This is a genomic window from Pseudomonas sp. H1_D04, from assembly GCF_054683855.1.
Map to the genome: position 1 here is coordinate 139,767 of NZ_CP162826.1, position 23,996 is coordinate 163,762.

General features: G+C 57.5%; 16 protein-coding genes, 2 tRNA genes and 3 rRNA genes. 8 read left to right on the forward strand and 13 right to left on the reverse strand.

The genetic code is table 11. The features are described from left to right. The first annotated feature begins 2 nt into the window (after positions 1–2). The 3 genes from AB4N82_RS00655 to AB4N82_RS00665 are packed head-to-tail and all read left to right on the forward strand — an operon-like array spanning position 3 to position 3,902. A complete protein-coding gene (locus tag AB4N82_RS00655) occupies positions 3–1,430 on the forward strand; it encodes an O-antigen ligase family protein (RefSeq protein ID WP_122765026.1) in 1,428 nt (475 codons plus the stop codon). Continuing rightward, complete coding sequence (gene murJ / locus AB4N82_RS00660) at positions 1,430–2,839, forward strand: murein biosynthesis integral membrane protein MurJ (protein WP_122756034.1); 1,410 nt, start codon at positions 1,430–1,432, stop codon at positions 2,837–2,839. The genes AB4N82_RS00655 and murJ overlap by 1 nt, the downstream gene beginning before the upstream one ends. Positions 2,840–2,861: 22 nt before the next feature. Further along, a complete protein-coding gene (locus tag AB4N82_RS00665; protein ID WP_032888206.1) occupies positions 2,862–3,902 on the forward strand; it encodes an acyltransferase family protein in 1,041 nt (346 codons plus the stop codon). A 26-nt stretch (positions 3,903–3,928) separates the two neighbouring features. Here AB4N82_RS00665 and AB4N82_RS00670 read toward each other — a convergent pair whose 3' ends face one another. From AB4N82_RS00670 to AB4N82_RS00685, 4 genes are all read right to left on the reverse strand, one after another. Beyond that, positions 3,929–4,504, reverse strand: coding sequence for a DUF4174 domain-containing protein (locus AB4N82_RS00670; RefSeq protein WP_032888204.1), 576 nt, complete (start codon positions 4,502–4,504; stop codon positions 3,929–3,931). A 164-nt stretch (positions 4,505–4,668) separates the two neighbouring features. Continuing rightward, complete coding sequence (locus AB4N82_RS00675) at positions 4,669–5,301, reverse strand: glutathione S-transferase N-terminal domain-containing protein (RefSeq protein ID WP_032888202.1); 633 nt, start codon at positions 5,299–5,301, stop codon at positions 4,669–4,671. Positions 5,302–5,360: 59 nt separating this feature from the next. Then, the gene (locus tag AB4N82_RS00680; protein ID WP_122765027.1) at positions 5,361–7,718 is read right to left on the reverse strand and encodes a DNA polymerase II; all 2,358 of its coding nucleotides are present in this window, start codon (positions 7,716–7,718) and stop codon (positions 5,361–5,363) included. A gap of 201 nt (positions 7,719–7,919) precedes the next feature. Then, positions 7,920–8,387, reverse strand: coding sequence for an SRPBCC family protein (locus AB4N82_RS00685; protein ID WP_095186480.1), 468 nt, complete (start codon positions 8,385–8,387; stop codon positions 7,920–7,922). 99 nt (positions 8,388–8,486) lie between these two features. On the opposite strand from AB4N82_RS00685, the gene AB4N82_RS00690 reads away from it, so the two are divergent. Beyond that, a complete protein-coding gene (locus AB4N82_RS00690) occupies positions 8,487–8,888 on the forward strand; it encodes a GFA family protein (RefSeq protein ID WP_099601510.1) in 402 nt (133 codons plus the stop codon). Position 8,889: 1 nt separating this feature from the next. Here AB4N82_RS00690 and mrdA read toward each other — a convergent pair whose 3' ends face one another. From mrdA to AB4N82_RS00720, 6 genes are all read right to left on the reverse strand, one after another. After that, complete coding sequence (mrdA, locus tag AB4N82_RS00695; RefSeq protein WP_122765028.1) at positions 8,890–10,782, reverse strand: penicillin-binding protein 2; 1,893 nt, start codon at positions 10,780–10,782, stop codon at positions 8,890–8,892. Between the two features lie 272 nt (positions 10,783–11,054). Beyond that, a 5S ribosomal RNA gene (gene rrf, locus AB4N82_RS00700) occupies positions 11,055–11,170 on the reverse strand. A 169-nt stretch (positions 11,171–11,339) separates the two neighbouring features. After that, positions 11,340–14,231 (reverse strand): 23S ribosomal RNA (locus AB4N82_RS00705). A 247-nt stretch (positions 14,232–14,478) separates the two neighbouring features. After that, positions 14,479–14,554, reverse strand: a tRNA-Ala gene (locus AB4N82_RS00710). A 30-nt stretch (positions 14,555–14,584) separates the two neighbouring features. Next, positions 14,585–14,661, reverse strand: a tRNA-Ile gene (locus tag AB4N82_RS00715). 83 nt (positions 14,662–14,744) lie between these two features. Continuing rightward, positions 14,745–16,281, reverse strand: a 16S ribosomal RNA gene (locus AB4N82_RS00720). Together the 16S, 23S and 5S rRNA genes with 2 tRNA genes alongside form the textbook arrangement of a ribosomal RNA operon. Before the next feature lie 642 nt (positions 16,282–16,923). Between AB4N82_RS00720 and rhtA the strand changes: the two genes are divergently transcribed. Further along, entirely contained in the window at positions 16,924–17,811 is an 888-nt protein-coding gene (gene rhtA / locus AB4N82_RS00725) for a threonine/homoserine exporter RhtA (protein ID WP_122764327.1), read from the forward strand. Between the two features lie 164 nt (positions 17,812–17,975). After that, positions 17,976–18,257, forward strand: coding sequence for a hypothetical protein (locus AB4N82_RS00730; RefSeq protein WP_032886026.1), 282 nt, complete (start codon positions 17,976–17,978; stop codon positions 18,255–18,257). 110 nt (positions 18,258–18,367) lie between these two features. On the opposite strand, the gene AB4N82_RS00735 is transcribed toward AB4N82_RS00730, so the two are convergent. From AB4N82_RS00735 to AB4N82_RS00745, 3 genes are all read right to left on the reverse strand, one after another. After that, on the reverse strand, positions 18,368–20,176 hold the full coding sequence (locus AB4N82_RS00735; RefSeq protein ID WP_122764328.1) for an aminopeptidase P family protein: 1,809 nt from the start codon (positions 20,174–20,176) through the stop codon (positions 18,368–18,370). Positions 20,177–20,215: 39 nt separating this feature from the next. Next, complete coding sequence (locus AB4N82_RS00740) at positions 20,216–21,376, reverse strand: cysteine desulfurase family protein (RefSeq protein WP_122764329.1); 1,161 nt, start codon at positions 21,374–21,376, stop codon at positions 20,216–20,218. 232 nt (positions 21,377–21,608) lie between these two features. Beyond that, positions 21,609–21,878: a hypothetical protein gene (locus AB4N82_RS00745; RefSeq protein ID WP_081797672.1), complete on the reverse strand. Its 270-nt coding sequence runs from the start codon at positions 21,876–21,878 to the stop codon at positions 21,609–21,611. A gap of 398 nt (positions 21,879–22,276) precedes the next feature. Between AB4N82_RS00745 and msuE the strand changes: the two genes are divergently transcribed. Further along, entirely contained in the window at positions 22,277–22,840 is a 564-nt protein-coding gene (gene msuE, locus AB4N82_RS00750) for an FMN reductase (RefSeq protein WP_122752774.1), read from the forward strand. A 9-nt stretch (positions 22,841–22,849) separates the two neighbouring features. Beyond that, positions 22,850–23,989 carry an FMNH2-dependent alkanesulfonate monooxygenase gene (gene ssuD, locus AB4N82_RS00755; RefSeq protein WP_032886023.1) on the forward strand — a complete coding sequence of 380 codons (1,140 nt, stop codon included), beginning with the start codon at positions 22,850–22,852 and terminating at the stop codon, positions 23,987–23,989. Positions 23,990–23,996 lie beyond the last annotated feature (7 nt).

Below are 23,996 nucleotides of genomic sequence, written 5' to 3' on the forward strand. Positions count from 1 at the left end.
GAGTGAATCTGGCAAGCCTCGTCGCGATACTCTTCGGCCTGCTGTTTGGCGCCCTGGCTTTGCTGCTGTCGCCGGCCAAGGCGTTTCTGGCTGTGGTCGGTCTGGCGGCTGCGGTGACCATCCTGCGCTTTCCGTTCTGGGGCCTGTTGCTGTTTGCGGCCGTGGCGACGTTCATGCCGTATTCCACGGTTAACCTGGGCATTCGCACCACGGTGAGCGAGGCGATTCTGGCCCTCACCTGGGGCGCGATCCTGTGGCACAGCTTCCTGTCGCGCCTGCCGCAAGCGCCCAGCCTGACCCGACGGCCCACCGACCAAATGCTGTTGTGGCTGATGCTGTTCAGTGCGTTCCCCTTCATGGTCGGTCAGGTTATCACCCACGCCGACAGCAGCGGCTTGGCCAACTGGCTGCGCTGGTTGCTGAACCTGTCGGGGGTGTTCCTCGCGGCCAAATTGCTGGTAGATCAAAAGCACCGCGAATCCCTGGTGATCGCACTGTTGCTCGGCACCCTGGCGATGCTGGTGTTGTCCATTGGGGTGTTTGTGCGCACACGCTCAGGGGCCGGGATCGCGCCGATTCTTGGCCTGTTCAACTACGCCAATTTCGACATGCTCAAATTTGGTCTGGAGGCCATGTCTTCGCGCATGGGCTCGCCGTGGACGCACCCGAATGCCATCGGTGGGATCATGGCGTTGCTGCTGCCTTTAGCCTTCTGCTTCGGCATGACCGAACAAGGCTGGAAACGCGCACTCGGTTTGGGCGTGGCCTGTTTGGGAGCGGCGGCATTGCTGCTGGCCAGCAGCCGTGGCGCGATGGTCAGCCTGGCGCTGGTGCTGATATGGATGGCCTCACGGCGCGTGCCGTACACCGGTCGCCTATTGATGATCGGTGCGGCGCTGACGATAGCGCTGGTGATGGCTTATCCACCGTTGCAGGATCGCCTGGCGACGATTTTTTCTTCGAACAACGCCAGTACCGAAGTGCGTTTCGATGAATACCGCATGTTCCCGCAGGCCGTGGCGGCCTATCCGCTGGGCATCGGCTTCAAGGTCGACCCGCCAGTGCCGGGCACTGGTCTGCTGGGCATCTCCAACCTGTGGCTGAACTACATCTACAAGATAGGCCTCGTCGGCATGCTGCTGTTTGTGGCGGTGACCGTCCGCTGGTGGCGTGAAGCCCGTCCAGAGAAAGGTCCGATCCGCCTGACCAAGGACAACGCCCTGTGGCTGGGTACCACGGCGGGGATTCTGTCCGCGCTGGTCAGTGGCTTGTTTGACCACTACTTCAGTTTTGCGGTGGTGATGGTGGCGCTGTTCTGGCTGATGGTGGGCATCAATGTGCTGGAGGCGCGGCGCTTGTTTCCGGCGCGCCTGCCGCAGGTCAAGACGGTGACCTACCGTAAACCACTGTTCAACGGCGCACGGCCCTGATGCTGGGCTCCGCCGCATGGCTAACCCTGGCGACTCTGCTTGGCCTGTGCCTGGGGTTCGCCCGTGAGTGGTTGCTGGTCGCGGCGTGGGGCGCGGGGGAGCGCAGTGATGCGTTCCTGATTGCGCTGTTCTTGCCCGAGGCGCTGCGCATGTCTTTGGCCGGCGGCGTGCTCAGTGCGGCGGCGTTGCCGTTGTACCTGGCACGCAAGGATGGCGAGCGGCTGGACTGGCTGGCGGTACTGTTTCCGGCCTTGATGCTGATCGCCTTGGTGACCAGTCTGCTGCTGACGCTGTTGGCGCCGTGGCTGGTGCAAGTGCTCGGCCCAGGGTTGGCCGACACCGCGACGGCGTTGGCCAGCAGCAACCTGCAGGTCGTCGCCTGGTGCGTACCGGGGCTGATGCTGCATGCGCTGTTCAGCATTCCATTGCAGGCCAGCGAGCGTTTTGTGCTGGCCGGCTTGGGCTCGCTGCTGTTCAACCTGCCACCGGTGACGTACCTCGCCCTCGCCGGCACCGCGACTCAACCTCACTCACTGGCCCTGGCGTGCCTCGCCGGGAGCTTGCTGATGCCATTGGCGCTGCTGCCGTCGATGTGGCGCCAAGGCTGGCGGCCGTGGCGCTGGCAGCTGACCTTCGCGCCGTTACGCGAGCTGGGCCAACGCATCGGTCCCTTATTGATAAGCAACGGAGCCAGCCAGGGCCTGGCGCTGATCGAAAGACTCGTGGCATCGCTGCTCGGCGAAGGCGCAGTCACCTGGGTCAACCTGGCCCGCAAGCTGATGAACCTGCCGCTGATTGCGTTGATGAGCCTCAATCAGGTGCTGCTGGGCATGATGAGCCGACGTCAGGGCGATGCGCGCCTGGCCCTGCTCAAGCGCGGCCTGGAAACCGCCAGCGTGCTGACGCTGCCCGCCGGCGTCGGGCTGGTAGCCGCCGCACCAAGCCTGGTGGCGCTGCTGTTGCCCCAGCAATCGTCTGACTCACCATTGCCGCTGCTGCTGGCGTGGTTTGCCGTGCCGTTGGTGTTCGGCGCCTGGAACGCCTTGCTCGCGCGTTACGCCTACGCCGCCGGCGATACGCGCCAGCCGCTGCGCTGCGAATTGCTCGGCAGCCTGGTCAACGTGTTGCTGCTATGCGTCTTGCCATTTGTGTTCGGCCTGGCAGGAATTCCACTGGCCGCGCTGGCGGGAGTGATCTGCACCGCGTTGCTGCTGATGCAACGCCAAACACTGCTCGGCGCCCTGCCCTGGGCCCGGCACTGGCTACTCAGTGCGCTGGTGCTGGGCGTGGCGGCGCTGGTGTTGTTTCGTCTTGAAGGCGTATGGCTGCAACTGGGGCTGAGCACCCTGGCCGGTGCCTTGGTATTGCTCGGGATGGGGCTGTGGCTGAAACCATGGCGCAAGGCATGAAGGGTTGACTGGGGAAACGCAGATGAAACATCGCTGGATCCAAATGGACATCGCCAAAGGCATCGGCATCCTGGTGATCGTGTATGCCCACAGTTGGTTTGTCGCCACGTCACCGGACCTTATGTACCTGATCCTGGCGTCGTTCGTGCTGCCTTTGTTCTTCTTTCTGTCGGGGGTCCTTTTCAAGCCTGAACAGCCCTTTCTAGAGATGGCGGTGCGTAAGGCGGATGCTCTGCTCAAGCCGTTTTTCTTCACCATGCTGGTGTACGTGATCGTGCGAGATCTGCTGCGCGGCCAGCCGCTGCTGCCGGATATCGGCGGCGTGTTGTATGCCTCGGTGGACACCATCCCATGGCAGGCTCTGTGGTTTTTGCCGCACTTTTGGGTGGCGATTCTGTTTGGTTGGGTGCTGCTACGGTTGATCCAGCGTCTTTCGCTGGCCGTGAGTTGTGTACTGATGCTGGTGCCGCTGCTGATCGGCATCTGGATGCTGCCCTGGTTCTGGCAATTGCCGGTGACGGTCGGCGGGCAAACCTGGGTACTGCCCGGCTTGCCGTTCAGCCTGGACATCACGCTGATCAGCAGCGCGTGTTTCGTCTACGGCTATCTGCTGCGGGACTGGCTGCGTACCCATGCGGGGTCAGTGCTGACCCTGTTGCTTTCGGTGGCGCTGTTCGCGGTTGTGTTCATCTACAGCCACGACACCATGGACCTGGCGCAACGGCGCTACGACCACTGGCTGTGGACCAGCCTGCTGGCGGTGATTGGTGTTTACGTGTGCTGGGCGCTGGCACGGGTGCTGATGGTGTCGGCCCTGATTACCCGGGCGATGACCTATATCGGCCAATCGACGCTGATTTTGTTGATCTTCCATGGCGAGATCCAGCACAAGACGTTTGACCTGATGGAGCGGCTGGGGCTGCATGCGTTTGTCGCGGCGTGTATCGGTTTTGTCGTGGCTGTGGTGGTGCCGTTGTTGATCGGGGAAGTGATCAAGCGGGTGGCGTTTTTGCGGTTTTTCTACTTTCCGTTTCCGGTGCGTAAGCCACAAAAAACCCTGTAGGCGGCGGGGCCTACAGGGTTTCGGGTTCAGTCATCCAGTTGTTGAGGGGCTGGCTTGCTGCCCGGCTTTGCGGGCTTGGCGCCCTTGGCTGGCGCTGGTGGGGCGGGTTCAGGTTCTGCGGCGGCAGCGGCTTCTTTCTCCGCCATGGGCATCTGGTCGATGGTGCTGAAGAATTCCTTCAAGTCGAGGGTATCCGGTGGCACGGTCTTCTCAAGTTTCTTATCGCCATCCTTGCCGATCAGGATCACCTTAGTGCCGCTGCCAGCGCCAAGTTTGAGTGCGCGGATCAGTGCATTGGTTTCGGGCGGCGTTAGCTTTTTATTGTCCTTTGGGTCCTTGGCGAACTTCTCGCCTTCGGCGCCAATGCTGCCGAACTTCACGGTGTAGAACACCATGGCGCGCTCTTCAAAGGACTGCTTGATGGCGGGCTCGTCCAGTTGTTTCTTAAGGGTCGCCAGCGTGGAGTTGCCTGAATCAAGCTCAACCACCACCAACGGCCGGGCTTTGCCCAGATCCTGCTTGAGCGGGTTGATATCATCAGCAGCCAACAGCGGCCCCGTAAAAGCCATCAAGGTAGCCAGGGTCAGCGACCGGATGAGCATGCGCACCTCCTTTGAATTCCATGCAGGGTTCTTGAGTTTCATGTCTGCGACAGTCAAATTCAAGGATGATTCCTACAGCGCTTTAAGAAAGCGTAGGTCAGGACGCCCGCTACGCAAGGGTTTGGCGCGGACATCCGTGATTGTTTCCGTTGATTGCGGAAACATTACGAGACCTTCCACTCCGGCCAATGCCGCGCAAAAACCGGGGCCACGACAGGATCGGCATCCACCTGCGCCAACGTCTGGGCAAAGCCGGGTGCCAAGCCGCCCAACGCCTCACGGGCGTCATCCCAGCGCGACACTGCTGCCGCCATAATGCCCAGTGCATTCGGCTCACCGTTCGGCGCAAACAGCTGCTGTTCGAACTGATCGGCGAACACTACCCAGGCCTGATGCAGATAGCGGCGAGTGCCGGTCGCCAGTTGCACTTGGGCCGCTTCATTGGCGTTGCCCAACCAACGTTGCGGGTAGTCAATGATGCCGATCGCCGAATAACAGTTGGCGGCGATATACACCAGGCCTCTGATGATCTGCGCCCGGTCGCCGTTCAGCAGGTGCGAGTCGGGAAATTCGAGCCCCAAGTGAATGAGGATCGCGGCGCTTTCCGTCAGCACCTGCCCGCCGGGAGTGACCAGCGTGGGGATTTGCTTGAGCGGGTTGATGCGTGCCAAGGCTTCGCTGCCCTCGCTCTCCTGCCAGGAGCTGGCGTCCACTCGGTGCCACGGCACCGCACAGCGCTGCAGGGCGATTTCGATCATGCAAGAGCCGGATTCGTCGGTGCCGTAGAGCGTGTACATGAGCGTTTTCTCCTATCGATGGAGGCGTAACCTCCCACACTTTTAAGGGGCGTTGATCGTTAGAACAGCCCCATTTGCCCACCGACCAAGGTGCCGAAATCGTCATTCACAAAGGGCAGAATCGCATCGGCCACCGGCTGCAATTGCCGGGTAACGTAGTGATCGTAGTCGATGGGCGCTTGGCGTACTTCCAACGGCTCAGGGCCGTTGACGCTGATCACGTAGCTGATCCAACCGCCGCGCTGGTACTGGCGCGGCCGCCCCAGGCGGTCATTGTAGTCATCGGCCAGGCGCGCGGCGCGCACGTGGGGCGGTACGTTGCGTTCGTAGTCATCCAACCGGCGGCGCAGGCGCTTGCGGTAAATCAGCAGTTCGTCGAATTCGCCGCTCAGGGTTCGGCGAACGTAGTCGCGAATGTAGTCCTGATGGGGCTGGCGGTGAAAGATACGCTGGTAGAGTTCCTGCTGGAATTGCCGAGCCAGGGGCGACCAGTCGCTGCGCACGGTTTCCAGGCCTTTGTAGACCATGTCTTCGCTGCCATCAGCACGCGTGACCAAGCCGGCGTAGCGTTTTTTGCTGCCCTCCTCTGCACCGCGAATGGTGGGCATGAGAAAGCGCGTGAAGTGGGTTTCGTATTGCAACTCCAAAGCGCTTTGCAGGCCAAATGCGCTGTGCAGATGCTCGCGCCACCACGCATTGACGTGCTGCACCAGCGCCTGTCCGATACGGCTGGCAGCTTCCTGGGAATGGGCCTTGCCGAGCCAGACGAAGGTTGAATCGGTGTCGCCGTAGATCACCTCATAGCCCTGAGCTTCGACCAGCTCGCGGGTCTGACGCATGATCTGGTGGCCGCGCATCGTGATCGAGGACGCCAGTCGTGTGTCAAAGAAGCGGCATCCGCTGGAACCGAGCACGCCATAAAACGCATTCATGATGATTTTCAGAGCTTGGGACAGCGGCGCGTTGTGTTCGCGCTTGGCCACTTCACGGCCCTCGGAGACGCGGGCGACGATAGACGGCAGGCAATGACGCGTACGGGAAAAACGCGCACCGCGAAAGCCTTCCACTGACTCGCTGTCGTCCGGGTGTTTGAGGCCTTCGATCAAGCCCACGGGGTCGATCAAAAAGCTGCGGATGATCGACGGGTAGAGGCTTTTGTAATCGAGTACCAGCACGGATTCGTAGAGACCGGGACGTGAGTCCATGACAAATCCGCCGGGGCTGGCCTGGGGCGGTTTGTCGCCCAGATTGGGCGCGACAAAACCCTGGCGGTGCATCAGCGGCATGTACAGGTGGGTGAATGCTGCGACCGATCCGCCATTGCGGTCGGCTGGCAACCCGGTGACGCTGGCTCGTTCGAGCAGGAACTTGAGCAGTTCGGTCTTCTCGAAAATCCGCGTGACCAGCTCGCAGTCCTTGAGGTTGTAGCGCGCCAGTGCGGGCTTGTCCTCGGCGAACATGCGGTTGATTTCGTCCATGCGCTGGTAGGGCGTGGAGATATCCTTGCCCTCGCCCAGCAAGGTCTGCGCAACGTTTTCCAGACTGAAGGATTCAAAGCTCCAGGTGGCCGACCGCAGGGCTTCGATACCGTCGATGATCAGTCGCCCCGCCGCTGCGGCGAAATAATGGTTGCGACTGCCATGTTCGCGCCAGGCCATGGGTTCGTCGCCACGGCCAAGCATGAGCGGCACCTTGAGGCGTTGGGCGTGTTCGTGGAGCACGCGCAGGTCGAACTGCACGACATTCCAGCCGATGATGGCGTCGGGATCAAAGGTGGCGAGCCATTGGTTGAGGCGCTCCAGCAGTTGGGCGCGGGTGTCGCAGTAGTCGAGCTTGAAGTTCACTGCGTCGGTTTTGTTCGGTGGCCCGAGCATGTAGACCTGGCGCTCACCGCAGCCTTCAAGGGCGATGGAGTACAGATCGCCCTGAGCGGTGGTCTCTATGTCCAGGGACACCAGTTTGAGCGGTGGGCGGTAGTCGGCGGAAGGTTTCATCTGCGCGTCGCACAGAGCGCCAGAGACGTCGGGTGTGCCACCGAACCAGACCGGGGCGGTGATAAAGCGCTCCATCATGTAGCGCTCAGGTGGACGTACATCGGCTTCGTAGACGTCGACGCCGGCAGCGCGCAGGCGTTTTTCTACATCCATCAATTGGCGGTGCTGGCGGGTGTACAGGCCCAGGACCGGGCGGTGATGAAAATCGCACAACTGCAAGGTGCGCAATTCAATATCACGCTCGCCCTTGAGCAACCAATCCAGCGGCTTGCGATGGGCCTCTGGGATGAACATCACCGAGGTCTGCATGGGTAGGCGGATGAACTGTGGGCCCTGGTCCGTGGCCAGCCAGAAACTGACCTCCGTACCCGCCGGGGTATCGCGCCAATGCCGGGTCAGGACAAAACCCTGCTGTAAATCCACCTTGCCGCACCTCAGGAATCGCTTTCAGGCGTTGATTCTACGCGGCATCCGGGCCAGCGCGGCAGATAAACGCGCGCACAGGCTGCAATCTCACAAATTTATTCTATTAGCCAACTCAGGGCTCTTGGCACATAGGAAGTCACTACAGCCATGGGAGCTGAAAGCTGTAAGCACGGGCATCAGCAATGATGCCCGCTTGGGTCATGCCCGACGGGCAGTGTTCAGATAGTTTTCGATATTACCCATCTGCTCGTCCCAGCCACGAGAGTTCATCTTGAAGGCCTTCTGGCGACGAGCCTGGGGCACTGCGTCGAAGCCGGACTCCACAACCCGAAGCAGAATGCCCGGAGCACGATCTTCAATCGTGAACTCAACCAAGGTGGGTGTCTCCTGGTCATAATCGACGCCCTTCTCAACCGCAAAGGGATGCCACCAGAAAGAGAACAATGTCTGTGGCAGGATGCGTTCGATTTTGGCTTTCCAGACCACATGCTCGTAACCTGGATAGGTAATCGGCGCCTCGATGGTTTCTCCCACCTCGAAGACTTTGCCCTTAAGGGCGACGCCAAACCAATCGCCGAATTGCTCAGCGTTGGTCAGTGCCTCCCAGACCTGTTTGCGTGAAGCGTTGAGCAGGACTTTTCGCTCGATGCGATCTAATACGTGCATAAGTCACCTCCTCCATTGACAGTAGGCGACATCAAACAATGCGCAACCTGAGGTTGTAAGCAATGATGATGACCCCATCCTTGAACCCGGCAATACGTTATGACTGAACCATTGAATGGAAGTTGCTTTTGCAAAGGTGTGCGCTATCAGGTGGACATCTTGGATATGCCCATCAGCCACTGCCATTGCAGGAGCTGCCGCAAGATACACGCGGCGGCGTTTGTCGCCACGGCTGGGGTGATGCGCGAGCATTTTCGCTGGACGTTAGGGGAGGAATTGCGCGCGGCCTTCGAGTCTTCACCGGGAAAATTCAGACATTTTTGCAAACGCTGCGGCTCACACCTGATGGCGGAGCGTAGCCAGCAGCCCCATGTAATTGTGCGAGTGGCAACGCTGGATGATGATCCGGGCGTCAGTCCCACCTCACACATATGGGCGAGCCACGATGTGCCCTGGCTCGCCTATGGGGATATGGAGCGCTGGGACGAGTGGAAGCCATGACCTAGACGCGCGGCTCACCCGGTGCCTTGGCTGGCGCTGCATATTGCGGCTTCAGGTGACCGTCCTGGTCCAGCAGCCAAGCATCCATGATCTGCCGCACGACCGGTCCTGCAACGCGACCACCGGCCTCACCGTTTTCGATCATCACCGAGATCACGATTTTCGGGTGTTCGGCGGGAGCAAAGCCGACGAACAAGGCGTTGTCGCGGTGGCGTTCCAATGTCTTCTCACGGTTATAGCGCTCGCCCTGCTTGATCGCGACCACTTGGGCCGTACCACTCTTGCCGGCGATGCGATATTGCGCACCTTGCGCAGCGGCCCGGGCGATACCGCGCGGATCGTGCATTACCAGTTGCATGCCGTGGTTGACCTGCTCCCAGTCGCGAGGGTCTTTGAGTACAACGTTCGGCATGGGGTTTTCGTCAACGGGCGGCACGCCATTGATCGTTTTGGCCAGGTGCGGTCGGTTCCATACACCTTTGTTGGCGATCAGCGCGGTGGCCTGAGCCAGTTGCAGCGGCGTGACCTGCATGTAGCCTTGGCCGATGCCGAGAATCACGGTTTCGCCTGGAAACCAGGGCTGGCGGCGGGTTGCGCGCTTCCAGGCCTGAGACGGCATCAGGCCGGCTGACTCTTCAAACATGTCTAGGGATACTTTCTGACCCAGGCCGAATTCCGCCAGATAGTCGTGTAGGCGGTCGATACCCAGCTTGTGGGCCAGGTCGTAAAAGTATGTGTCGTTAGAGCGCATGATGGCTGCGTCCATATCCACCCAACCGTCGCCGCTATGGTTCCAGTTGCGGTATTTGTGGTCGAAGTCGGGTAGTTGGTAGTAACCCGGGTCGAACACACGGGTTTGGGCGGTGACGACACCGCTGTCTAGGCCTGCGATGGCCACTTCTGGCTTGATGGTCGACCCCGGTGCGTACAGGCCTCTAAGGACACGGTTGAACAGCGGTCGGTCGATGGAGTCGTGCAGCGCGGCATATTCCTTGAAGCTGATACCGGTTACGAACAGGTTCGGATCGAAGCTGGGCTTGCTGACCATGGCCAGTACTTCACCGGTTTGCGGGTCAAGTGCCACTACCGAGCCGCGACGATCACCCAGGGCCTCCTCAGCCGCTTCCTGGAGCTTGACGTCGAGGCTCAGGACGATGTTCTTGCCGGGGATCGGGTCAGTATGCTTGAGCACGCGCAGCACGCGACCCTGGGCGTTGGTCTCAACCTCTTCATAACCGACATGACCGTGTAGCTCGGATTCGTAAAACCGCTCAATACCGGTCTTGCCGATAGACTGCGTGCCACGGTACTCCACCGAGTCGAGGGTCTTAGATTCTTTCTCGTTAATACGGCCCACATAGCCAATGGAGTGGGCGAAGTGAGCGGCGAGCGGATAGTGACGGACGAACTGTGGTTCTACATCGACCCCCGGCAGGCGGAACTCATTCACTGCCAGCAACGCAATTTGCTCTTCGGTCAACTCGTAAAACAACGTCACTGGAACGAAGGGATGGCGCGCTTGCTTCAAGGCCTTGTCGAATAACACACGGTCCTCAGGCGGCAAGTGCAGGAGATTGACGATGGCATCCAACTCTCCCTTGAGGTCGGTGGTGCGTTCTCGGGTGATGGTCAGGTTGTAGCTGGGGCGATTGTCGGCCAATACCACACCGTTGCGGTCATAGATAAGGCCACGCGTCGGTGTAATGGGTAATACGTGGACGCGGTTGTTCTCAGAAATTGTGGAGTGGTAGTCGAACTGTACGACCTGCAGGAAATACATACGCCCCACCAGAGCGCATGTGATGCCAATGACCAGTAGCGCGCAAGCGAGCAGGCGTTTATTGACAAGACGGTTTTCTTTTTCGTGATCTTTGATCGGTATCGGTTCTGGCATTTCTACAGCATCTCGTTGAAGAGGGTCGACGCCGCATCCTGCGATGAAAGATCAATCCTTGGGAAAATGTGCTGCACCATACCAAAAATGCAGAAACACTTTGCATTGAATTCCTCAACGGTACTTTGACGGATGTTTGCACATCAATGACCAAGGTGGCAGGCCCGCCGTCCCTGAGGATATTCGAGAGCTCGCCCTGACCCGCCCTCGCACTTTCCGCCCGCGCAAAACAAAACCCCATCTGCTTTCGCAAATGGGGTTTCGGAATTTAATCTTGACGATGACCTACTCTCACATGGGGAAACCCCACACTACCATCGGCGATGCATCGTTTCACTACTGAGTTCGGGATGGGATCAGGTGGTTCCAATGCTCTATGGTCGTCAAGAAATTCGGGTACTGAGTCGCGACCAGCTGGCCTCGCTTCAGCAAATTGGGTATGTGATAGCTTTCGGTGTTTGCAAGAGTCGAACTTTCGGTTCATTTCGTCTTCACACACCGCAATCTGGTGCTCTTTCGCTTTTCAGCTCGAAGCAAGCAAATTGCTTGGGTGTTATATGGTCAAGCCTCACGGGCAATTAGTATTGGTTAGCTCAACGCCTCACAGCGCTTACACACCCAACCTATCAACGTCGTAGTCTTCGACGGCCCTTTAGGGAACTCAAGGTTCCAGTGAGATCTCATCTTGAGGCTAGTTTCCCGCTTAGATGCTTTCAGCGGTTATCTATTCCGAACATAGCTACCCGGCAATGCCACTGGCGTGACAACCGGAACACCAGAGGTTCGTCCACTCCGGTCCTCTCGTACTAGGAGCAGCCCCTCTCAAATCTCAAACGTCCACGGCAGATAGGGACCGAACTGTCTCACGACGTTCTAAACCCAGCTCGCGTACCACTTTAAATGGCGAACAGCCATACCCTTGGGACCGGCTTCAGCCCCAGGATGTGATGAGCCGACATCGAGGTGCCAAACACCGCCGTCGATATGAACTCTTGGGCGGTATCAGCCTGTTATCCCCGGAGTACCTTTTATCCGTTGAGCGATGGCCCTTCCATACAGAACCACCGGATCACTAAGACCTACTTTCGTACCTGCTCGACGTGTCTGTCTCGCAGTCAAGCGCGCTTTTGCCTTTATACTCTACGACCGATTTCCGACCGGTCTGAGCGCACCTTCGTACTCCTCCGTTACTCTTTAGGAGGAGACCGCCCCAGTCAAACTACCCACCATACACTGTCCTCGATCCGGATAACGGACCTGAGTTAGAACCTCAAAGTTGCCAGGGTGGTATTTCAAGGTTGGCTCCACGCAGACTGGCGTCCACGCTTCAAAGCCTCCCACCTATCCTACACAAGCAAATTCAAAGTCCAGTGCAAAGCTATAGTAAAGGTTCACGGGGTCTTTCCGTCTAGCCGCGGATACACTGCATCTTCACAGCGATTTCAATTTCACTGAGTCTCGGGTGGAGACAGCGCCGCCATCGTTACGCCATTCGTGCAGGTCGGAACTTACCCGACAAGGAATTTCGCTACCTTAGGACCGTTATAGTTACGGCCGCCGTTTACCGGGGCTTCGATCAAGAGCTTCGCGTTAGCTAACCCCATCAATTAACCTTCCGGCACCGGGCAGGCGTCACACCCTATACGTCCACTTTCGTGTTTGCAGAGTGCTGTGTTTTTAATAAACAGTCGCAGCGGCCTGGTATCTTCGACCGGCATGAGCTTACGGAGCAAGTCCTTCACCCTCACCGGCGCACCTTCTCCCGAAGTTACGGTGCCATTTTGCCTAGTTCCTTCACCCGAGTTCTCTCAAGCGCCTTGGTATTCTCTACCCAACCACCTGTGTCGGTTTGGGGTACGGTTCCTGGTTACCTGAAGCTTAGAAGCTTTTCTTGGAAGCATGGCATCAACCACTTCGTTAACTAAAAGTTAACTCGTCATCAGCTCTCGGCCTTAAGATCCCGGATTTACCTAAGATCTCAGCCTACCACCTTAAACTTGGACAACCAACGCCAAGCTGGCCTAGCCTTCTCCGTCCCTCCATCGCAATAACCAGAAGTACAGGAATATTAACCTGTTTTCCATCGACTACGCTTTTCAGCCTCGCCTTAGGGACCGACTAACCCTGCGTCGATTAACGTTGCGCAGGAAACCTTGGTCTTTCGGCGTGGGTGTTTTTCACACCCATTGTCGTTACTCATGTCAGCATTCGCACTTCTGATACCTCCAGCAAGCTTCTCAACTCACCTTCACAGGCTTACAGAACGCTCCTCTACCGCATCACTTACGTGATACCCGTAGCTTCGGTGTATGGTTTGAGCCCCGTTACATCTTCCGCGCAGGCCGACTCGACTAGTGAGCTATTACGCTTTCTTTAAAGGGTGGCTGCTTCTAAGCCAACCTCCTAGCTGTCTAAGCCTTCCCACATCGTTTCCCACTTAACCATAACTTTGGGACCTTAGCTGACGGTCTGGGTTGTTTCCCTTTTCACGACGGACGTTAGCACCCGCCGTGTGTCTCCCATGCTCGGCACTTGTAGGTATTCGGAGTTTGCATCGGTTTGGTAAGTCGGGATGACCCCCTAGCCGAAACAGTGCTCTACCCCCTACAGTGATACATGAGGCGCTACCTAAATAGCTTTCGAGGAGAACCAGCTATCTCCGAGCTTGATTAGCCTTTCACTCCGATCCACAGGTCATCCGCTAACTTTTCAACGGTAGTCGGTTCGGTCCTCCAGTTAGTGTTACCCAACCTTCAACCTGCCCATGGATAGATCGCCCGGTTTCGGGTCTATTCCCAGCGACTAGACGCCCTATTAAGACTCGCTTTCGCTACGCCTCCCCTATTCGGTTAAGCTCGCCACTGAAAATAAGTCGCTGACCCATTATACAAAAGGTACGCAGTCACCCAACAAAGTGGGCTCCCACTGCTTGTACGCATACGGTTTCAGGATCTATTTCACTCCCCTCTCCGGGGTTCTTTTCGCCTTTCCCTCACGGTACTAGTTCACTATCGGTCAGTCAGTAGTATTTAGCCTTGGAGGATGGTCCCCCCATATTCAGACAAAGTTTCTCGTGCTCCGTCCTACTCGATTTCATGACTAAGAGATTTTCGCGTACAGGGCTATCACCCACTATGGCCGCACTTTCCAGAGCGTTCCGCTAATCTCAAAGCCACTTAAGGGCTAGTCCCCGTTCGCTCGCCACTACTAAGGGAATCTCGGTTGATTTCTTTTCCTCAGGGTACTTAGATGTTTCAGTTCCCCTGGTTCGCCTCTTACGCCTATGTATTCAGCGTAAGATAACCATCTTATGATGGCTGGGTTCCCCCATTCAGACATCTCCGGATCAAAGTCTGTTTGCCGACTCCCCGAAGCTTTTCGCAGGCTACCACGTCTTTCATCGCCTCTGACTGCCAAGGCATCCACCGTATGCGCTTCTTCACTTGACCATATAACCCCAAGCAATCTGGTTATACTGTGAAGACAACATTCGCCGAAAATTCGATTTGACTCTTTCGAGCCACTCACAAATTTTACCTTAGCCTGATCCGTTACCAGTGAAAGTAACGTTCAGTCTATCTTTCTATCACATACCCAAATTTTTAAAGAACGATCTAATCAAAGACTAGAAATCAACATTCACCATCATCACAATGGAATGCTCATTTCTAAGCTTTCAACAAACAGAAGCAGTAGTGGTGGAGCCAAACGGGATCGAACCGTTGACCTCCTGCGTGCAAGGCAGGCGCTCTCCCAGCTGAGCTATGGCCCCGTATTTCTACAGGCGTTTCCCACACAAAATTGGTGGGTCTGGGCAGATTCGAACTGCCGACCTCACCCTTATCAGGGGTGCGCTCTAACCAACTGAGCTACAGACCCAATTTCGGGCTGCTTCTTTATCGTCTTCTTCAATGAATCAAGCAATTCGTGTGGGAACTTATGGAGCAGCTGATGTCGTCGATTAAGGAGGTGATCCAGCCGCAGGTTCCCCTACGGCTACCTTGTTACGACTTCACCCCAGTCATGAATCACACCGTGGTAACCGTCCTCCCGAAGGTTAGACTAGCTACTTCTGGTGCAACCCACTCCCATGGTGTGACGGGCGGTGTGTACAAGGCCCGGGAACGTATTCACCGCGACATTCTGATTCGCGATTACTAGCGATTCCGACTTCACGCAGTCGAGTTGCAGACTGCGATCCGGACTACGATCGGTTTTATGGGATTAGCTCCACCTCGCGGCTTGGCAACCCTCTGTACCGACCATTGTAGCACGTGTGTAGCCCAGGCCGTAAGGGCCATGATGACTTGACGTCATCCCCACCTTCCTCCGGTTTGTCACCGGCAGTCTCCTTAGAGTGCCCACCATTACGTGCTGGTAACTAAGGACAAGGGTTGCGCTCGTTACGGGACTTAACCCAACATCTCACGACACGAGCTGACGACAGCCATGCAGCACCTGTCTCAATGTTCCCGAAGGCACCAATCTATCTCTAGAAAGTTCATTGGATGTCAAGGCCTGGTAAGGTTCTTCGCGTTGCTTCGAATTAAACCACATGCTCCACCGCTTGTGCGGGCCCCCGTCAATTCATTTGAGTTTTAACCTTGCGGCCGTACTCCCCAGGCGGTCAACTTAATGCGTTAGCTGCGCCACTAAGAGCTCAAGGCTCCCAACGGCTAGTTGACATCGTTTACGGCGTGGACTACCAGGGTATCTAATCCTGTTTGCTCCCCACGCTTTCGCACCTCAGTGTCAGTATCAGTCCAGGTGGTCGCCTTCGCCACTGGTGTTCCTTCCTATATCTACGCATTTCACCGCTACACAGGAAATTCCACCACCCTCTACCATACTCTAGTCAGTCAGTTTTGAATGCAGTTCCCAGGTTGAGCCCGGGGATTTCACATCCAACTTAACAAACCACCTACGCGCGCTTTACGCCCAGTAATTCCGATTAACGCTTGCACCCTCTGTATTACCGCGGCTGCTGGCACAGAGTTAGCCGGTGCTTATTCTGTCGGTAACGTCAAAACAATCACGTATTAGGTAACTGCCCTTCCTCCCAACTTAAAGTGCTTTACAATCCGAAGACCTTCTTCACACACGCGGCATGGCTGGATCAGGCTTTCGCCCATTGTCCAATATTCCCCACTGCTGCCTCCCGTAGGAGTCTGGACCGTGTCTCAGTTCCAGTGTGACTGATCATCCTCTCAGACCAGTTACGGATCGTCGCCTTGGTGAGCCATTACCTCACCAACTAGCTAATCCGACCTAGGCTCATCTGATAGCGCAAGGCCCGAAGGTCCCCTGCTTTCTCCCGTAGGACGTATGCGGTATTAGCGTCCGTTTCCGAACGTTATCCCCCACTACCAGGCAGATTCCTAGGCATTACTCACCCGTCCGCCGCTCTCAAGAGAAGCAAGCTTCTCTCTACCGCTCGACTTGCATGTGTTAGGCCTGCCGCCAGCGTTCAATCTGAGCCATGATCAAACTCTTCAGTTCAAACATCTTTGGGTTTTTAAGAAACCCTAAACTTGGCTCAGCAATCGTTGGTTACATCTTTGATTTCTCGCGGAGTAACTTGTGATGCTGATAATCTTGTTGACTATCAGTCTGACTCCACAAGCACCCACACGAATTGCTTGATTCAGTTGTTAAAGAGCGGTTGGTTAAGATCTTTCGTCTCAACCGAGGCGCGCATTCTACAGCAGCCTCATTTGCTGTCAAGTGATTATTTTCAGAAGCTTTCGAAGATTTCTTCAACAACTTCAACCACTTGCGCTTCTGATCTCTCATCAGCGGGAGGCGAATTCTACAGCGTTACACGCTGCTGTCAACACCTCTTTTTCAACTTCCTTTTGGCTTCGATGAACTGAAGCAACTCACTGCCGAAAACTGCGTAACTCATTGTTTACCAAGGAGTTTTCCGTTTCGACTGCGCCGGAAGTGGGGCGAATTATAGGCTCCCAGAATTTTACGTCAACCTTTAATTTGGTTTTTCTATCAAGTCGCCCACCAACCTTCATGTCCTTCTATATATAGACAGCCACCCGCACAACACTGAGCAATATATTGCTCAATTCCAAGTAGTTAAGCATCATAGCAGCCTCTGCTACTCAAATATGACATCGGACGTACATCCCAATGACCACCTCTCCCCGCAGCCTGGCCTCGGCATTCTTTCCTGTCGGCCTGCTGATGATCGCCATGGCTTCCATCCAGTCAGGAGCCTCGTTGGCCAAGAGCATGTTCCCGATTGTAGGCGCACAAGGCACTACAACCCTGCGCCTAATTTTCGCCAGTGTGATTATGCTGCTCATATTGCGACCATGGCGCGCCAAGCTGACCGCCAAGTCCCTGCGCACCGTGGTCATCTACGGAATGGCCCTGGGCGGCATGAATTTCCTCTTCTATATGTCACTGCGCAGCGTGCCCCTGGGCATCGCCGTAGCCCTAGAATTCACGGGACCTCTTGCAGTGGCCATCTACGCGTCGCGCCGGGCGGTGGACTTCCTGTGGATTGCCCTCGCAATCGTCGGCCTGCTTCTATTGATCCCCATGGGAGAAGCGAGCAATGGTATCGACTTAGTTGGCGCAGCCTATGCATTAGGAGCGGGAGTCTGCTGGGCACTCTACATTCTGTTCGGACAGAAAGCAGGTAACGACAACGGCGTCCAGACCGCCGCTCTTGGGGTGATGATCGCAGCACTGTTTGTCGCGCCCATTGGCATCGTCCACGCTGGCAGTGCCTTGTTGACGCCTGCGCTGATTCCAATAGCCATCGGCGTCGCCATTCTGTCCACTGCCCTACCCTACACCCTGGAGATGGTAGCGCTGACGCGCCTCCCTGCACGAACCTTTGGCACCCTCATGAGCATCGAACCCGTATTCGGCGCGCTCTCAGGCCTGCTCTTCCTGCAAGAGTACTTATCACTGGCACAATGGCTGGCCATTACCTGCATTATCCTGGCCTCGGTAGGCGCGACGCTGACGATGCGCAATGACTCGAAACCACTGGTTCCAGCGGATTGAATCATCTTTGAATGTACCTCTGGCATTTGCCGCTCATTTAGGCCATGTTTAAGCGCTAAACGAATGTCATTCATGGAGTTTTTCGACAAGGACAGCGCGAACACTACACTCGAGAGCGAGTAGAGCCGGCTTCAAGTATTGGGAAGTGGCTATTAAGGATGGGAATGAAGCGAATTTTGATAGTGTTAATGGTCGTAGCCATTGCTGGCTGTGCCGCGACTACCAAGACAGAAGTAAAACGGGGAAAAAGAGGACTGCATATCAACTGTTCCGGCCTGTCCTCCTCTTGGGACCAGTGCTACACCAGTGCAACCAACTCTTGCGGTACCAAGGGATATCGGGTCATCGCCAAGTCCGGTGACAATTCCGAGGAACCCGGGGACTATCCCTTTGGCATCAATCCTGCCGGGTACACCAGCCGCAGCATGATCGTCATCTGTAAGTAATCGCCCCCGAGCAGTCATCCTCGACTGCTCATCGTGCCCAATCAGCTCTCGATTAACACTCATCCTTGAACGCCGCTTGCAAGCAGATCGCAGGCGGCGTTTGCTTCAGATCAGATAGCTGCCGTACGCAGTTGCAACCACTCTAGCCCCGCGCCGCTCAGCAACGAGCTCAAGCGCTCACGCACCTGCGCGTGATACGCGTTGAGCCACTCGCGCTCATCCGTGGTGAGCAGCGACGGCTCCAGACAACGCGTGTCGATCGGGCAAAGCGTCAGGGTTTCAAACGACAGAAACTCACCAAACTCGGTCTTGCCCGCTTCGCGGTTCAGCACCAGGTTCTCGATACGCACACCCCAACGCCCCGGCCGGTACGTACCCGGCTCAATGGAAGTGATCATCCCCGGCTGCATCGCCGTTTGCGGAGCGGCGGCGGCCTGATAAGCAATCACTTGTGGACCTTCATGCACATTGAGGAAATAACCTACGCCGTGCCCAGTACCGTGGCCGTAGTCCACACCTTCAGCCCATATCGGCGCACGGGCAATGGAATCCAGCAAAGGCGATAGAATCCCCCTCGGGAAATGCGCACGGGACAGCGCAATAACGCCCTTCAGCACCCGGGTGCAGTCTCGTTTCTGCTCCTCACTCGGCGTACCGATAGGCACCATGCGTGTGATATCCGTTGTGCCGCCCAAGTACTGGCCACCCGAGTCGATCAGCAGCAAGCCATCACCTTCGATCACCGCATGCTCTTCCTCGGTGGCGTGGTAATGGGGCATTGCGCCATTGGCGTTAAAGGCGGCAATAGTGTTGAAACTCAGCGACACATAGTCGGGGCGACGGGTACGGGCTGCGGTCAGGTGTTCATCAATGGTCAACTCCGTGATGCGCTCACGGCCCAGCGCACTGTCCAGCCAGGCGAAGAATTCGCACAGAGCAGCGCCATCCTGCTCCATGGCCCTGCGGATGTGCTCGGCGTCTGCCTGACTCTTGCGTGATTTGGCCAATGTGGTTGGATTCAATCCTTCGATCAACTTGACGCCAGCATCCAGGTTTTCCAGCAAGCCGGCGGTTACGCGGGCAGGGTCGACGTGCAACCCTGCACCCGACGGCACTGCACGCAAGGCATCCGCGACCTCGCTGTAATCGCGCAACGCCACGCCATCCTGTTCAAGCACAGCACGCAGATCCGCGTCGACTTTACTCAGCGCCACGAACAACGTGGCCTGCTGTTGACTGATCAGCGCAAACGATACAAACACCGGGTTAAATGAAACGTCGCCGCCACGCAGGTTGAACAACCAGGCGATGTCGTCCAGGGTCGCGATAAAGTGCCAGTCGGCGCCCTTCTCTTTCAAACTGGCGCGCAGTGCAGCGAGCTTCTCGCCACGACTAACGGTCGCTTGCGGTGGCAGATGCGCATAAATCGGCTGGTTCGGCAGGCTTGGACGGTCTGTCCAAACCGCATCGAGCACGTCGATATCGGTACGCAAGCGCGCGCCGCGTTCTGCCAGCTTGGCGCTCAAGGTGCGCGCCGAAGCGACCGCCATCACTGCACCGTCCACCGCCACCACACCGCCTTCCGGAGTTTGCTCGGCCAACCACTCCAGTGGTCCAGGTTGGCCCGGCTGCAGTTTTACTAGCTCGATGCCGCTGCCCTTGAGCTCCTTAGTCGCTTGTTCCCAGTAACGACTGTCGGCCCACACGCCGGCGAAATCTGCGGTGACAATCAGCGTCCCCACCGAGCCATGGAAACCCGATAACCATTGGCGGCCCTGCCAGTAACCCGGCAAGTATTCGGACAAATGCGGGTCAGCCGACGGCACCAACAGGGCGTGGATGCCCTCGCGGCTCATCAGTTCGCGGGTGCGCGCCAGGCGCTGGGGAACCGTTCCATGGGTCAAAGGCTGCGTGCTCATTGTGTCTCCTGCTAACCACTAATAATTGTTATGTGAAAATCAGACGGCCCAGAAGGCCGGTGCGCTGGCCAATGCGGCCTTGATCAATAGCACCGCTTGGTCAATGTCATGCTCGGTGGTGAACCTACCCAGACTCAAGCGAATGGTGCGGCTGGCCGAGCGGGCGTCATGGCCAAGGGCAAGCAACACGTGGGACGGTGCATTGCTCGCAGAATTGCAGGCCGACGTCGCGGAAAAAGCGATACCGGCGCTCAATGCCGCGGCATTGAATTCACCTTCGCCGAACGTAAGGCTCAGGGTGTGGGGAATACGTTGCGTGGCACTGCCATTGAGGCGTACACCGGCGATCGAAGCCAACTGATCCAGCAGGCGTTGCCGCAACGCAACGATCACCGCTTTCTCTTCAGTGAACGACTGCGCTGCCAGCGCAAATGCCGTGCCCATCCCTGCAATCTGGTGGGTCGCCAACGTGCCGGAGCGCAAGCCGCCCTCGTGTCCGCCGCCATGAATCTGGGCCAACACCTTCTGTTGCGCCCGAGGCCCGACGTACAGCGCGCCGATACCCTTGGGGCCGTACAACTTGTGCGCAGAAAACGACATCAAATCCACCGGCCATTGCGCCAGATCGATCGCCACCTTGCCTGCTCCCTGAGCCGCGTCCACATGCAGCAGCGCGCCGTGTTCACGCACCCGCGCGCCGATGCCGGGGATGTCATTCAGGGTGCCAAGTTCGTTATTCACCAGCATCAGCGAAACAAGGAAGGTGTCTTCGCGCAACGCCTCACTGACCGCGTCGACGCTGATCAAACCGTCGGCGTCGGGTACCAGATAGGTCACGGCTACGCCGGCTTCCTGCAACTGTCGCGCGGTGTCCAGCGTGGCCTTATGCTCGATCTGGCTGGTGATGATATGCCCACCGGCCACACCCCGCGCCTGGAACACGCCCTTGATGGCGAGGTTGTTGGATTCAGTGGCGCCGGAGGTCCAGACGATCTGCTCAGGCTGTGCGCCCACCAACTCGGCCACCTGGCGACGCGCCTGTTCAACCGTTTGCCGGGCCGCCTGGCCGTAAGCGTGGGAACTGGACGCGGGGTTACCGAAATTGGCGTTGAAGCCCAGGCACTCGACCATCACCTGGATGACCCGCTCGTCCACCGGGGTGGTGGCGGCGTAGTCGAAATACAAAGGACGTTTATTCATGACAGTTAAGACTCGCAAAGCAGGTTCCCGAGAGCGGCGTCTCAGGAGCATCGGCCGGAACAGAGGTCGTCATGTCTACCGGATCGAATGCCATTGAAGAAGGACAACTTTAAGTAAATGTGCGTAGGAACGCTCCTGAAATTCAGCTTAACAGGCTGAAGTCGCGCCATGGAAAACAAAAAGCCCGAGGTCCTTAAAGGGCGCCTCGGGCTTTTTGCTGCGCAGAACGCGATCAACTAGGACGACCATGAAGTACGACGTCGCGCTCGGCATTCATTTCACCTTGGCGATCAAAGCCGAAGGACTTCTGTGGCTGACCGGTCAGTGCCGCACGCTGCTGTTGATATTCATCGAACGACAAGCCTCGACGACTCAGCGCTTCAAGAGCCAATTGCTTGGTCTCTTCGGCCGAGTAGGGACGTAATTCTGGCGATGGATGGCTCGCACAGCCGGCGAGTACGGCGCTGACAATCAATAAGCAAACGGAGAGGAATCGGTTCATGGCGGCGGCTCTGCAAAGGAGGTTTCGAGTCAATGAACACAGGCTACTCCCGACGTCATTCGGTGAAAAATCACCGTCCGTGATAGTCGCTATCAACCGCCGAAGCCCCCTCCGATAGCCCCTCATATATTTCTTTATGATCTATAAATATGGAAATACGTTCATTTACGGAATAACAGTAACCCTCTATAACTAGCTCCAATTCTGCCAGGCACTGTTCGCCAAGCAACTGTTGCCCAGGCAACAGCCATTCAACAAATCACCAGGCAGGCAACAGCAACATTTTTCAGCAGTGAGCCACAGCCCAAGCCAATCAAGGCCTGCAGCCGTTGGTACAGCTCTTGCTCAACACTTTGCACCTCACTTGCTATGAACCACTGTTGAAAAAGGAACTGTTCATGACCCGTCCACTGAATGTCGTTGCCCTCTCCGGCGGAACCTGGCGCCCGTCGCGCACCCTGGTGTTGACCCAAGCCGTTCTGGCCGAATTGGCCACCCTCCTGCCAATCCAGACCACACTGATCGAACTGGGCGACATTGCCCGGCCACTGGGCGGTGCACTGTCGCGCGATGAATTGCCCGCCGAAGTCGAAGCCCAACTGTTGGCCATCGAACAGGCCGACCTGCTGATCGTCGCCGCGCCGGTCTATCGCGGTTCCTACCCTGGCCTGCTCAAGCACCTGTTCGATCTGGTCGGTCTCAACGCCCTGGTCAACACCCCGGTGCTGCTCGCCGCCACCGGTGGTAGCGAACGCCACGCGCTGGTCCTCGATCATCAACTGCGCCCGCTGTTCGCCTTCTTCCAGGCCCTGACCCTGCCGATCGGTGTGTACGCCACCGAAGCCGACTTCACCGACTACCAAATAACCAGTGAGCCCCTGAAGGGCCGGATACGCCTTGCGGCAGAACGTGCTGCACCCTTGTTTGCAGCGCACTCCCCTTCTCTGCTGAAAATCGCTTAAGGATTGGTCATGGATGTTTTCTGGTTTCTGCCGACACATGGCGACGGTCATTACCTGGGCACCACCCAAGGTGCCCGGCCCGTCACGCTCAATTATCTGAAGCAAGTCGCCCAGGCGGCTGACAACCTGGGTTACTACGGTGTGTTGATTCCTACCGGCCGCTCGTGTGAAGACTCCTGGGTCATCGCCTCGGCGCTGGTACCGCTGACAGAACGCCTGCGTTACCTGGTGGCTATTCGTCCCGGCATCATTTCGCCGACTGTATCGGCACGCATGGCCGCCACCCTGGATCGCCTGTCCAACGGCCGCCTGCTGATCAACGTAGTGACCGGTGGCGACCCCGACGAAAACCGTGGCGACGGCAGCTTCCTCGACCACGCTGAACGTTACGAAGTCTCCGACGAATTCCTACGGATATGGCGCCGCGTATTGCAGGGTGAATCGGTGGATTTCGAAGGCAAACACCTGCGCGTGCAAAACGCCAAGGCGCTTTACCCACCAGTGCAGAAGCCTTACCCACCGCTGTACTTCGGTGGATCCTCCGACGCCGCCCACGACCTCGCCGCCGAACAGGTGGATGTGTATCTGACGTGGGGCGAGCCGCCCGCCGCCGTCGCGGAAAAACTCGCGGATGTGCGTGAGCGCGCCGCGCGCCACGGGCGTACGGTGAAGTTTGGCATTCGTCTGCATGTGATCGTGCGCGAAACCGAAGAAGACGCCTGGAAAGCCGCCGACAAACTGATCGAGCACATCAGCGACGACACCATCGCCGCCGCGCAAAAATCCTTCTCGCGCTTTGACTCCGAAGGTCAGCGCCGCATGGCCGCCCTCCACGACGGGCGCCGCGACAACCTGGAAATCGCGCCCAACCTGTGGGCCGGTGTCGGCCTGGTGCGCGGCGGTGCCGGTACCGCGTTGGTGGGCAACCCGCAACAAGTGGCCGAACGCATTAAGGAATACGCCGACCTGGGCATCGAGAGCTTCATCTTCTCCGGCTATCCGCATTTGGAAGAGGCCTATCGCTTCGCCGAACTGGTGTTCCCGCTGCTGCCGGAACCCTACGCCAGCCTCGCTGGACGCGGTATCACCAACCTCACCGGCCCGTTCGGCGAAATGATTGCCAACGATGTACTGCCGGCCAAGGCCTGATCGGCGC

Excerpts from the sequence above, each read along its gene's own strand:
- AB4N82_RS00665 (WP_032888206.1), top strand. The coding sequence starts at position 2,862 with ATGAAACATCGCTGGATCCAAATGGACATCGCCAAAGGCATCGGCATC.
- ssuD (WP_032886023.1), top strand. The coding sequence starts at position 22,850 with ATGGATGTTTTCTGGTTTCTGCCGACACATGGCGACGGTCATTACCTG.
- AB4N82_RS00685 (WP_095186480.1), bottom strand. The coding sequence starts at position 8,387 with ATGCACGTATTAGATCGCATCGAGCGAAAAGTCCTGCTCAACGCTTCA.
- AB4N82_RS00740 (WP_122764329.1), bottom strand. The coding sequence starts at position 21,376 with ATGAATAAACGTCCTTTGTATTTCGACTACGCCGCCACCACCCCGGTG.
- AB4N82_RS00730 (WP_032886026.1), top strand. The coding sequence starts at position 17,976 with ATGAAGCGAATTTTGATAGTGTTAATGGTCGTAGCCATTGCTGGCTGT.
- AB4N82_RS00735 (WP_122764328.1), bottom strand. The coding sequence starts at position 20,176 with ATGAGCACGCAGCCTTTGACCCATGGAACGGTTCCCCAGCGCCTGGCG.
- mrdA (WP_122765028.1), bottom strand. The coding sequence starts at position 10,782 with ATGCCAGAACCGATACCGATCAAAGATCACGAAAAAGAAAACCGTCTT.
- AB4N82_RS00670 (WP_032888204.1), bottom strand. The coding sequence starts at position 4,504 with ATGCTCATCCGGTCGCTGACCCTGGCTACCTTGATGGCTTTTACGGGG.
- murJ (WP_122756034.1), top strand. The coding sequence starts at position 1,430 with ATGCTGGGCTCCGCCGCATGGCTAACCCTGGCGACTCTGCTTGGCCTG.
- AB4N82_RS00745 (WP_081797672.1), bottom strand. The coding sequence starts at position 21,878 with ATGAACCGATTCCTCTCCGTTTGCTTATTGATTGTCAGCGCCGTACTC.
- AB4N82_RS00690 (WP_099601510.1), top strand. The coding sequence starts at position 8,487 with ATGACTGAACCATTGAATGGAAGTTGCTTTTGCAAAGGTGTGCGCTAT.
- msuE (WP_122752774.1), top strand. The coding sequence starts at position 22,277 with ATGACCCGTCCACTGAATGTCGTTGCCCTCTCCGGCGGAACCTGGCGC.
- AB4N82_RS00675 (WP_032888202.1), bottom strand. The coding sequence starts at position 5,301 with ATGTACACGCTCTACGGCACCGACGAATCCGGCTCTTGCATGATCGAA.
- rhtA (WP_122764327.1), top strand. The coding sequence starts at position 16,924 with ATGACCACCTCTCCCCGCAGCCTGGCCTCGGCATTCTTTCCTGTCGGC.